This window comes from Oribacterium sp. P6A1 (assembly GCF_000702885.1).
In the GTDB taxonomy this organism is placed as follows: domain Bacteria; phylum Bacillota; class Clostridia; order Lachnospirales; family Lachnospiraceae; genus Oribacterium.
Genome location: NZ_JNKO01000013.1, coordinates 1 through 11479, shown reverse-complemented (window position 1 = coordinate 11479; position 11479 = coordinate 1). Strand labels below are relative to the sequence as shown.

General features: G+C 44.4%; 9 protein-coding genes and 1 pseudogene. 1 reads left to right on the top strand and 9 read right to left on the bottom strand.

Features of this window, described 5'->3' with window-relative positions:
* Positions 1-123 precede the first annotated feature (123 nt).
* From T515_RS09955 to T515_RS09930, 6 genes are all read right to left on the bottom strand, one after another.
* A complete protein-coding gene (locus T515_RS09955) occupies positions 124-921 on the bottom strand; it encodes an ABC transporter ATP-binding protein (protein WP_036610521.1) in 798 nt (265 codons plus the stop codon).
* A complete protein-coding gene (locus T515_RS09950; RefSeq protein ID WP_036610518.1) occupies positions 921-1904 on the bottom strand; it encodes an ABC transporter permease in 984 nt (327 codons plus the stop codon). The genes T515_RS09955 and T515_RS09950 overlap by 1 nt, the downstream gene beginning before the upstream one ends.
* Positions 1905-2119: 215 nt before the next feature.
* Positions 2120-3181 (bottom strand): ABC transporter substrate-binding protein, encoded by a 1062-nt coding sequence (locus T515_RS09945; protein WP_197026422.1) that lies wholly within the window; start codon positions 3179-3181, stop codon positions 2120-2122.
* Between the two features lie 339 nt (positions 3182-3520).
* Positions 3521-4561 carry a TIGR03943 family putative permease subunit gene (locus tag T515_RS09940; protein WP_036610513.1) on the bottom strand — a complete coding sequence of 347 codons (1041 nt, stop codon included), beginning with the start codon at positions 4559-4561 and terminating at the stop codon, positions 3521-3523.
* A gap of 81 nt (positions 4562-4642) precedes the next feature.
* Positions 4643-5989: a GTP-binding protein gene (locus T515_RS09935; protein ID WP_036610510.1), complete on the bottom strand. Its 1347-nt coding sequence runs from the start codon at positions 5987-5989 to the stop codon at positions 4643-4645.
* Positions 5990-6274: 285 nt separating this feature from the next.
* Positions 6275-7027, bottom strand: coding sequence for an HAD family hydrolase (locus T515_RS09930; protein WP_036610507.1), 753 nt, complete (start codon positions 7025-7027; stop codon positions 6275-6277).
* 392 nt (positions 7028-7419) lie between these two features.
* Here T515_RS09930 and T515_RS09925 point away from each other — a divergent pair, with 392 nt between their 5' ends.
* Positions 7420-8214 (top strand): ribonuclease H family protein, encoded by a 795-nt coding sequence (locus T515_RS09925; RefSeq protein ID WP_036610506.1) that lies wholly within the window; start codon positions 7420-7422, stop codon positions 8212-8214.
* A gap of 93 nt (positions 8215-8307) precedes the next feature.
* On the opposite strand, the gene T515_RS09920 is transcribed toward T515_RS09925, so the two are convergent.
* The 3 genes and pseudogenes from T515_RS09920 to T515_RS17615 form a co-directional block, all read right to left on the bottom strand.
* Complete coding sequence (locus T515_RS09920; RefSeq protein ID WP_081832769.1) at positions 8308-10461, bottom strand: clostripain-related cysteine peptidase; 2154 nt, start codon at positions 10459-10461, stop codon at positions 8308-8310.
* The gene (locus tag T515_RS16675) at positions 10412-10987 is read right to left on the bottom strand and encodes a CAP domain-containing protein (protein ID WP_051671626.1); all 576 of its coding nucleotides are present in this window, start codon (positions 10985-10987) and stop codon (positions 10412-10414) included. The genes T515_RS09920 and T515_RS16675 overlap by 50 nt, the downstream gene beginning before the upstream one ends.
* Before the next feature lie 263 nt (positions 10988-11250).
* Positions 11251-11479, bottom strand: a pseudogene (locus T515_RS17615) (IS4 family transposase); the annotation flags it as partial.

Below are 11479 nucleotides of genomic sequence, written 5' to 3'. Positions count from 1 at the left end.
AGACACTCACTTCACGACCATAAAAAAGGCAACTGTACATAAACTGCACAGTTGCCTCAAGAACATTCAATATAATTTCTGAATATGTGTTCTTAAGCGGGTGATGTTTTCTTTCTTTATCATTTACTTCGAAAGCAGCATTCTGTCATTTGCGAATGATCCGCCTGTAACTTCCTCAAATTTATGAAGAAGGTCTTCAACGGTTAGTTTCTTCTTTTCTTCACCTGAGATATCCAAAGCAACCTTGCCTTCGTTCATCATGATGAGACGATTTCCATGAATGATGGCATCACGCATATTGTGAGTGACCATAAGAGTGGTGAGATGATTCTCTTCCACTATTCTGTCTGTAGCTGCAAGAACCTTGGAAGCGGTCTTCGGGTCAAGAGCCGCTGTGTGCTCGTCGAGAAGAAGAACCTTTGGCTTTTTCATGGTGGCCATAATAAGTGTCAGGGCCTGACGCTGACCTCCGGAAAGAAGTCCTACCTTGGCGGTGAGTCTGTCCTCGAGTCCCAGATCCAGAGTTTTCAGATAATCTCTGTACTTCTCCTGCTCTTTTCTGGTAACGCCCCAGCGAAGAGTTCGGCGCTGTCCGCGTCTTGCGGCAAGGGCCAGGTTTTCGTCAATCTGCATATCACCTGCGGTACCTGTTCTCGGATCCTGGAAAACACGGCCGAAGAAAGGCGCTCTCTGGTACTCTGAAAGACCGGAAACATCGGTTCCGTCTACCAGGATCATTCCCGAATCAATGGGCCATACACCGGCGACAGCGTTCATGATGGTGGATTTTCCGGCTCCGTTACCGCCGATAACAGTACAGAAATCACCATCATTAAGGGTAATGCTTACATTGGATAAAGCGACCTTCTCATTGATGGTGCCTGCATTAAATGTTTTGCAAATGTTTCTGATCTCCAGCATTATTCTGCCTCCTCATCGTTATTTAAGGATTCTGCCTGAAGCTTCGCATTACGCTTCTGGAGTCCTGAAAATGAATTGATACGTTTCTCTTTAAGATAAGGAACAGCAAGGAATGCTGCAACCACTATGGCTGTGAGAAGCTTCATATCGTCTGCAGGGAACTTGAGCCAGAGAACGAAGACATAAACCATGTAGTAAATGATGGCACCGATGATGGTGAAGCTTAAACGCATTACGAAATTAAGACGTTTTCCAACCAGTGCTTCGGCAAGTACCTCTCCTATGATTACGGCGGCAAGACCGATAACGATGGAACCCTGTCCCATCTTGACATCCGCAAATCCCTGATACTCAGAAAGGATTCCGCCTGAAAGAGCTACAAGACCGTTTCCAAGCATAAGAGCTATGATCTTCATTTTGTTAGTGTCGATACCCTGTGCTCTTGACATATCTGGGTTTATACCTGTGGCACGAATAGAGCTTCCCAGTTCTGTTCCCAGGAACCAGTAAATGATGGAAACGATAATGATATCAACAACCAGCGTAAGGGCAAGTGTCTGACCGAGGTAACGTATATTGGATGTGAAGAAAACCCGTACAGAGTTTATAGGAACAGCCTGATTTGCTTTACCCATGATATTTAAGTTTATGGAATAAAGGGAAATCTGTGTAAGAATACCTGCAAGGATATCAGGTATACCGAGCTTTGTGTGAAGTATTCCGGTTATAAGTCCGGAAAGGAGTCCCGCACCCAGTGAGGCAAAAAGAACTATGGAAGGATCAGCGCCGTTAAGCATCAGCATGACCGCAACCGCGCCTCCCAGTGAAAATGAACCGTCAACAGTCATATCAGCGAAGTTTAGGACTCTGAAGGTAATATAAACACCGAGAGCCATGATACCCCATATAAGACCCTGTGCAATACCGCCGGGTGCTGCATTCCATAAGGCTATCGGATTTAGTGATGAAAAGTAAGCTGCCATTATCTGTAAATCTCCGTAAATATAAAATATATACCTCTGACACCTCATTCCCGGTAAGCAGTTAATATCAGGTACTGCATGAAAGGGCCGTGTGCTTTGAAGTAAAAATAACCCAGCACAGTATCAGAAACACAACACTGTGCTGAGTATAATTGATTTAAAGGTAAATCATTTCAGATACATGATGAACTATCATATATGTGATAATGTCTATATCACTCTACTGCTTTGTAGTCATCCGGAATCTTGATTCCGATGGCATCAGCGTATGCCTTGTTGTATTCCTTTGTTGTTGCGGAAGCGTAAGCGATAGGCATGGTCTTTACATCTGCGCCGTTTGAAAGGATCTCGATAGCCTGCTCACCTGTTGCACGGCCAAGGTCCTCATAGCTGATGGAAAGAGTTGCAAGTCCGCCGGACATCATCATGTTCTCCTCACCGCAGATGATAGGGATACCTGCAGGCTGAACGATATTTGTAACAACAGTCATGTTTGAAGCTGCTGTATTGTCTGTAGGAATATAAAGTGCATCACAGTCTGCCACTGCTGTCTGAACTACTGACTGAAGATCGTTGGAATCTGCAAATGTGAATTCCTGGTAGTCGATTCCGTCTTCCTTAAGGTATTTGCCGATTTCTGTAGCCTGGAACTTTGAGTTTGCTTCAGCTGAGCAGTAAAGGATGGAAACCTTCTTTACATCAGGAACCAGTTCAAGAATCATATCTTCCTGCTGTCCGAGAGGAGCCAGATCTGAAGTTCCGGAAACATTGATACCTGTTCCCTTTGTGGCATCAAAGTTGTCCATAGCCAGTGCTGTACCATAATCTGTAACAGAAGTTCCGAGAATAGGAATGTCCTGAGTTGCATTCATGGCTGCCTGAAGAGCAGGTGTGGCATTGGCAAGGATAAGGTCATACTCATTGGAAACGAAACCGTTTATGATTGTGGTACATGTTGCTGAGTCACCCTGTGCGTTCTGCTCGTCAATGACTACATTATCGCCATACTTCTCCTTGAGAACGTCAACGAAGCCCTTTGTTGCTGCATCAAGTGCGCTGTGCTGAACCAGCTGGCAGATACCAACCTTGAACTTCTTGTCGCCGGACTCGGCTGCAGGAGCTGCTGCTGTATCCTTTGCACCCTCTTCTGCCTTTGCAGTGGTTTCAGCTGCCTTCTCTGTGGAAGAAGATGCAGTGGATGAACCACAGGCTGTCAGTGAAGCAACTGCAATTACAGCTGCCATGGAAACTGCTGTTAATTTTGTCATTCTCTTCATAATATTCTCCATTCCGCCACCGCTTTTCCGGCGGCACGAACAGTGCTGAAAATTAGTACCCTATACACTGTTTCGCCCTTCTTTTTTGATAGTAAAGCACTACTTTACTTTAGCACTTTAAATCGTACTAGTTATGGTTATTATATGCCAAGGGGAGAGGGATATCAAGAAGGATTTATGATAATTTTTTGCGTCATTACTACGAGTTATGTAAGAGATAAAAAAAGAGTTCATTGTGTGAATGTACACAATGAACTCTGATGATATGAGTATATAAAGATTATATCGGAACGCTGCGCGTTCTAAGCACAAGTGGATGACAGACTTATGATATTTATATCAGAAAGTCACAGTCTCTTCGATAGGACCTGTATGAACGAGAGACTTTATCTCAAGGACAGGACCCTCTCCGCCGTACTCTTCTCTTTCTTCCATGTTTACTACAGCTGTAACCTTTGCCCAGTCTCTGGTCTTGAATTGGGACAGTAATGAAGGCTCGCCCTTTGCCACATATCCGAGGAAGGTCATATCCTGTGCGCAGCATGTCATGGCCATACGTCCCGGAACGATTTCATTTTCGGGACTTCCGTTTCTGTTTAAGATCATAGCGGTGAATGAAAGTTCCTTACCTACATATCTGTCAGGATTATCCATGCAGTCAACGAACCATGTGCCGTAATCTTCGTTTCTGATAGCGATAGACGGCTCATTTATGTCATAAGGAAGGTCCTCAGGAAGAGTATCCTGTGGAATCTCTCCATCCTTGCCCTCAAGGACAAGCATGGCATTCTGACCCATGGCTCTTATCTTTCTTCTGTAATCCACAAGCTTTTCCTTAGGGATGTTATCGCAGCGGTTTACGATACAAAGCTCTGCATTACGAAGCATCTGACCCATGAAGCTCTTCATGTTTCCGAGATAAAGGTCAAGCGTCTCTCCATTTATGATAGTAATGATCTGATACACTTCCCATGATTCAGGCATGGAAAGCTCATATTCAGGAGCACGTCCCTGCTGTTCAGCGAGAGCAGTCTCTGACATAGGACCGTCCAGAAGATCATCCTGATTCCACATTCCGTTCCACTCTATGATGATACGCTCCGGATTGTACTTGTCCTGAAGAGCCTGAAGATTCTCTTTGTTAAAGTCGGTCTCCTTCTCCATAGGGATCTTAATGGTATGATACTTTTCAAGAGTTGCGTCATCATATTCAGATTCACCTTCCTCACAGAGAAGCAAAAGAGTTGTGCCCTCTGTCTGGAAGTAATCCTGTGCCATGGTAAACTTTATAAAATCAGACTTTCCTGCCTCAAGAAATCCGTTAATGAGGAATACGGGAATCTGATCGTCATTTAATTCATAATTATCACTTGTAGCCATAGGGCCTCCATTCATTTATTAATATCAGGGTTCATTCATCATATAACAAATCGACGGTGATTGAAATCACCGTCGTTATTTTTACATTCCTGCGAATGCCTCGCGAAGTGCACTCTCGTTAAGCTCTGCACCGATTACCACAACCTTGCCGGTGTAATCAGGTGAGCCTGTTCTGATCTCAGTCTGCTCGGGAACCAGATCAAAGTACATCCACTCTCCGTCCTTTGTGGGAAGCATTCCCTTACATCTTACAACCTTACCGAACTTCTCAGAATGAGCCATCTCTTCAAGAATATGGGAGAGCTTGTCCTTCTCAAATGAATGAGGAGTCTCAACGCCCCAGGTCGTAAATATCTCATCGGCATCGTGATCATGACCGCAGCAGCATCCGTGATGGTGCTCGTGATCATGGTGATGATGCTCGTGCTCATCCTCGTCATGGTGGTGGCAGCAGCACTCCTCACCGTCCTCATGATGGTGATGCTCATGCTCGTCATGGTGATGGTGCTCGTGCTCATCCTCGTCATGGTGGTGGCAGCAGCACTCCTCACCGTCCTCATGATGGTGATGCTCATGCTCGTCATGGTGATGGTGCTCGTGCTCATCTTCGTCATGGTGGTGGCAGCAGCACTCCTCGCCATCCTCGTGGTGGTGATCGTGTTCATCATGCTCATGCTCATCATGGTGATGATGGTGATGATGTGAATGGCTGTGATGAATCTGAACACCGTTAGGAAGTGTCTCTACCTCGTCATGCTCATCCTCGTGGTCATGACCCTCGTGCTCGTGAACACGCTCCATAACATCCTTAAGCATCTCATCAGCGAGATCATACTTCTTTGAGATAATGTTTACCAGCTGCTCGCCTGTGAGCTCAGCCTCAGGTGTTGTGATAACTGTGGCTCTTGGATTAATGGTCTTGATGATGGCAACAGCCTCACCAACCTTTGCTTCGTCAGCAATGTCTGTTCTTGAAAGCACTACTGTTCCTGCGTACTCGATCTGATTGTTGAAGAACTCACCGAAGTTCTTTGAGTACATCTTTGCCTTCTTTGCATCCACAACAGTAACTGCAGCGTGAAGCTCTACCTCAAGATTTCCGGAAACAGACTTGACTGCACCGATGATATCTGAAAGCTTACCTACACCTGAAGGCTCAATGATGATACGGTCAGGGTGATAAGTCTCAACAACCTCTGTAAGAGACTGCTCGAAATTACCTACAAGTGAGCAGCAGATACAACCCTGGTTCATCTCACGGATCTGGATTCCGGAATCTTTGAGGAAACCGCTGTCGATTCCTATCTCACCGAACTCGTTCTCGATGAGAACGACCTTTTCTGTTTTCAATGCCTCGTCCAGAAGTCTCTGGATGAATGTTGTCTTACCGGCTCCAAGGAAACCGGAAACGATATCTATACTTGTCATAATTACTCCTTCCAGTAATGAGAATAATCTATGTCGATGATGACAGCTTAATCCCGGAAGAGGAAAAACCACCACCTGGTCAGGCTGATAGAATGTGTATACAAAATTAGCACTCTGAATTCAGCATTGCTAATTATAGATTTATGAAAATTTATTGTCAACAGACGAAACTGCCATAAAATGGCTTAAATAATGAAAATTTTGTAAAATCAGTTTTACACAACTGAATTGAGAATAAATCTTTGCCCGGTGTTCCTATCAGCTTTACATGTGACAGCGAGTCATTCAGTTATCCTCAAGATACCCGATTGCCTTCTCTATATCTTCTGCACTCTTTATGAGAACATCAGCTCCTGATTCTTCAAGCTCCTGCTGGGTTCTGAAACCATAGATGCAGCCGATGGATCTGATTCCGGCGCGCTTTGCTGTCTCCATATCTGTGTTTGTGTCTCCTACATAAACACACTCTTCTTTGCTGCAGCCTATGTGGCTCAATGTATCATCCACAACTCCTGTGTCCGGCTTCAGAGGATGTGTTCCGTCATCACCTGATATGTAATCAAAGTATCCTTCCCCGAAGGCATGATTAAGAACCAGAACAGCCTCTTCCATAGGCTTGTTTGTAATGCAGGCAATCTTCCATCCCTTTGCTTTAAGTGCATCAAGAGATTCTCTCATTCCGGGATAAGGTTCAGCCTTAAAGGTGCAGTTTTCTCTGAAAATCTCCATGTATGTCTCATAGGCATCGTCAATCTGCTCCATTACCTCGTCAGCCTGCTGATCAAGGTCAAATGCCTTATCCTCGTCCTTCTCTTCCCACTTTTCAGCTTCTCTGTACAGACGATTGGCGGTAGCTTCAACAGAACGCTCAACAAATCTGTAGCTTCCAACGCCGACATATTTTTTTGTCTGCTCCATGGAAATAGGGTCAAAGTTAAACTTTTCCATGGTTTTATTCATGGTATCCTGAAGACTGTAAAGAGTATTTACAAGTGTACCATCGAGGTCTAAAAGAATTGCATTGAATTTTTGAGACATAGTGAAGGTCCTTTCATATTTATAAGTCTGCTGCATTATAACACGTAATATACGTCATCTAAAGAGAATTTGAAATCTTTATAAAACATTAACTTCTGATTATGTGGTATTAAACCGGACTTTCGGGTAGAATAAGTTGCTGTTCAGTATGGATATAACACAGAAAATGCAGGGCGCGTGCCGGCTCACTCGGTTGAAAGTACATCCTGCTCGACATGTTCGTTCCTGATGCACAAGGTGCATCCGTCTCGTACATGTCTGCGCAGCTGTTCTTTCAACTCGCAAGCCTTGGCACACATCCCTTGCATTTTCTTCCGTTTCTGATCAGTCAAGTAAATTATGAACTGAATAGAACTGATTATTACTATAGTTTATTTTATGGAAGGTGACATATGGCATTTTATTACGCAGTTCAAAGAGGAAAGAAACCGGGAGTCTACAGTAACTGGAATGATTGTAAAGCGCAGGTTATGAGATTTTCCGGAGCAGTATATAAGAAATTCAGCACCCGTGCGGAGGCAGAGGCATTTGCAGGAGCAGGCGGCGGATACGGAAGTGCAGGCGGAACGAGTAAAAGCACCGGTTCGGCTGGAAACAACAGATATGAATCATCCGGAATAGCAGGTTCATCCGGATCTGCTGCATCATCATGCAGGAATACAGCAGGTGGTACTTCGGCTTCTGTTTCGGTTCCTCAGGGTCCACAGTTTCACTCCGTCAGTGACATTAAACCAGAGGACATAACTTCGGAATTCACAGGTGTTGACACCGAAGCTCTTGCCTATGTTGACGGAAGCTACAATATAAGATCAAAGAAATTCGGCTATGGCGGAATCCTCATGAGAAGAGACGGAACTTTTGAGACTCTGCAGGGCTCCGGTACCGATGCATCTCTCGCATCCATGAGAAATGTTGCCGGCGAGATTCACGGATCCATGGCGGCAATCAGCGCAGCCGGAAAACAGGGAATCAAAAGCATTACTGTTTTTTACGATTACATGGGTATCGAAATGTGGGCTGACAATAAGTGGAAAGCCAATAAAGAAGGTACCATTGAGTACAAGGCTTTTATTTCGGAAATGAGAAACAGCATGGAAATCCGCTTCCAAAAAGTCGCTGCCCATACCGGTGTCAGATTTAATGAGCTTGTAGATAAGCTGGCGAAGGGATCTGTCGGGATAATGTGAGATTCAGGAAGATAATGATACTGTAATAAAACACCGCCGTAATACCGGGATAAAACGGTATCGTGGCGGTATGTTTTATTAAGTCAATAATGTTTAAAGGCTATATTCAATGGAATAGGTATAGTATGTATTTCCGTATATGTCGTTAAGACGGAAATTCACAAGTACACGAACATCCCTGTTTCCATCCCTGTCAAATGGCTCGTAGCTTACTTCGAGACCGCCGTTATAGATGATAGGATCGCCGCCGTTATAAACAAGTGAGTCAAAGGTGCTTGTACCGATGCCGTCCACTTTTTTGTATCTCGCATAATACGTTCTGATTTCATCGCCGTCCTTAAACTGGTGCAGGCCCTTTGCACTGATCTTTGGATCATTCTCGGATCTGGAATCAGCTTTTTCGTAATTGTATTTATAGCCGACATAGCGTCCATATGGAGTTTCTGCATCATTGACTATCTGTATCTGTATGGGTTTGTCGTTCAGTGTTGCCGGAACATACCCAAAGGCGTAGTCCTCTGCAAAGGTCTCGCCATGCACGACTCCGGTTAAATAATACGGTACGATCTCGCCGTTCAGCGCCATCCACTTGCCATCGTAATCAATCGTAAGGTCGTCGTCCCAGTCCCATTCGTAAAACTTGTCGGTTCCGCAGTCTATCAGCCATCCATTATCCAAATCGAGCCAGTAATCAACCCATATATCTGATATCAGCTCCCATTGCTCATCCGGAAGATGCAGTCCGAATTTGCCGAAATCATCTTTTTTTATCATCTGGAACACGTTGACATCCGGTATAAGCAGGTTTTCGGGAAGCTTGGTGTCCGGGTCGTACCAACTTGTTTTTAAAAGATCCTCTTCGCTGAATCCCAAATCAACGGTAATATCACGGATTTTCTTTACATTTGATGCGGCTTTTTCCTCCTTGCCGCCTTCTTCCGATGCGGTGAGCCTTGTTTTTACAAGAACATTCAGAAAATGTCTGTAAAAATCAAAATAGCTTTCATCGTAATCAAGAGCATAAAGCATTTCCATAACCTGATCAAAACGTTCGGGATATAAATAAGGATAATATAGCGCTATGCCGTTTGAGCCGGCTACCGTTCCCTTATAATAGCAGACCGCCTCCTCTGCTTTTTCAATCACTTTCCGGGTTCTTTCGTTTTGTGATTCCTCTTCGGCAGAATTAAGGTAGTCAAAGAGATCTATCTGCTCATAGCCATCGTTTCCGAAGCTTTTTGTAGTTTTTCTCGCTATTAAAGTATTCTGGTACTGTTCGTTGAGGACAGCCTCCTCTTCTTTAAAGTATTCGCTTAATGCAAGGTAAAGCCCGCCTATTTTTTTCAGATCAACAAGTGACAGTGTATAAAAATCATATTTGTTGAAATCAGGGCCGGAAACAAAGCTGTCAATTATGGTTCCCGCTAGATCCGGAATGGGCAGTCCGGGATTTCCGGAAAGCTGCTTTATCCATTCAGTGTAATACCAGCCCGTCGAAGGTTCCGTTTCCTCCGATGCTATCATATAATCGGCGTGTCCTGACAGAGCCATAGCTGTTTCAACCGTACACATAAGACATGCGTCGAAGCCGATAAAATCAAAATGCAGTCCACCCGCAGAGAGCGCCTCATGAAGCTGGTCTATGCACATTGTTTCATCGGGATAGTATTCATCAAGACCATAACCGAGTAAAGTTCCGCCGCCGTGATCCCAAAGCACCAGTCCATACCTTTCTGCCGGATGGTTTTTTTCGGCCCAGGAGATAAAGTCTGCGAGTGTTTCGGGTTCTGACATTCTTACATTGTCCAGGAGTTCAATAGTCTCTAACTCTCCGTTCCGTATTCTGTACCTGCCTATCTTGTCACCCGCAATCCCGTTGAGATGCCAGCTTTTTGAGCCGCCGGTCTGGATTATAATGTTCAGCTTGTCGCCCGATGCCGCTCCGAGCATTTCCTGTATATCCTTACTTGCGGCAGCATCAAAGCTTTCCAGGTCGGAGCCTATCATATAGACAAGCAAATCGAAGCTTCCCACAGAATCGCCTGAAGTGTCGTTTCCCTCTGTCTTTATGACCGAAGCCTCTTCTGTTCCTGTTTCCTTTGTTCCGTCAACAGTTTTTTTAAAACAAGAGGTACACGATAAAACGGCAGTCGAAAGGATTGCCGTTATTATCAGTGTGAATATTCTGTTTCTTATTTTAGTAGTATCCAAATTCCTGTACCCAGTACCACTTTCCGCCTTTTTCATATATGCCTATTCCACAAGACACAAAGCCTGCCTTTAGAATGTTTTCCCGATGCATGGTAGAGTTCATCCATGCGTTTACAGCGGCATCTGCAGAGGTATAGCCCTGTGCCAGGTTTTCACCATACATGATATTCGGGCATACGGTAAACCAGTCGGTGCCATCCGGTCTTGTATGGGAAAAGGCCGCCGGAAGCTCCGTTGCCCTTATCATCGCGCAGGCTGCCAGGCTGTCGTCCCATTGGAGCGCGGCCAGTCCGTTGTTGGCTCTTTGCTGGTTCACCAGATTAAGTGCGCTTTTTGCGGTATTAATATAATTCTGACCCTGCCACGAATTTGTTCCCTTTGAGATTATATTTGGGTCCACCATACCTGCCGGTGTGGTTTTGGGTCTGCTGCGGGTAGCTGCTTCATCGTCTACGCTGCCTCCCGGGTTTCCTTTGAACATTACCAGTGCGGCAGCAAGACATATAATGAGCAGTACGCCCACAATAGCCAGTTTACGGTCGACTTTTATCCTGCCTTTCATAACCACCATGCCTCCCTGTTATTTTTTAAATTGTACTGATAATCACAATTGCCCGGTACACAATTCTAACGACTTTATGAAAGCAATCTGATTTACAGCACATCACGACTCTTATGAATGTATGATACCATATTACGCCCTGTTTTTCTTTGGTTTTCCGTATTATTTGTGGTTTTATTGATTTTATAAGGTTCTTAAACTTCCCACATAAATAGTGGGCATCGTACCTTGAAAACTCTATATTCTAGACTATAAAAATACAATTACGCCACTTTGTAATCACTTGTCAGAGCATCCTGCATATATTCAGGCAATCTGAAAAAGAAATCCTTATAGATTTCTTCAACCTGTTCGTCTGTGATATGAAGTATGTTCTTTATACTTGCAGTCATAGCCTCTACGAGTATGAAAAGAGAATGTTGGAATGTAATGTCTTCCATTTCCTGTAACAGTACATAGAAGATTTCTCCTATCGTACGTTCGTCCTGATCT

Excerpts from the sequence above, each read along its gene's own strand:
- T515_RS09955 (WP_036610521.1), bottom strand. The coding sequence starts at position 921 with ATGCTGGAGATCAGAAACATTTGCAAAACATTTAATGCAGGCACCATC.
- T515_RS09950 (WP_036610518.1), bottom strand. The coding sequence starts at position 1,904 with ATGGCAGCTTACTTTTCATCACTAAATCCGATAGCCTTATGGAATGCA.
- T515_RS09945 (WP_197026422.1), bottom strand. The coding sequence starts at position 3,181 with ATGAAGAGAATGACAAAATTAACAGCAGTTTCCATGGCAGCTGTAATT.
- T515_RS09940 (WP_036610513.1), bottom strand. The coding sequence starts at position 4,561 with ATGGCTACAAGTGATAATTATGAATTAAATGACGATCAGATTCCCGTA.
- T515_RS09935 (WP_036610510.1), bottom strand. The coding sequence starts at position 5,989 with ATGACAAGTATAGATATCGTTTCCGGTTTCCTTGGAGCCGGTAAGACA.
- T515_RS09930 (WP_036610507.1), bottom strand. The coding sequence starts at position 7,027 with ATGTCTCAAAAATTCAATGCAATTCTTTTAGACCTCGATGGTACACTT.
- T515_RS09925 (WP_036610506.1), top strand. The coding sequence starts at position 7,420 with ATGGCATTTTATTACGCAGTTCAAAGAGGAAAGAAACCGGGAGTCTAC.
- T515_RS09920 (WP_081832769.1), bottom strand. The coding sequence starts at position 10,461 with ATGAAAAAGGCGGAAAGTGGTACTGGGTACAGGAATTTGGATACTACT.
- T515_RS16675 (WP_051671626.1), bottom strand. The coding sequence starts at position 10,987 with ATGAAAGGCAGGATAAAAGTCGACCGTAAACTGGCTATTGTGGGCGTA.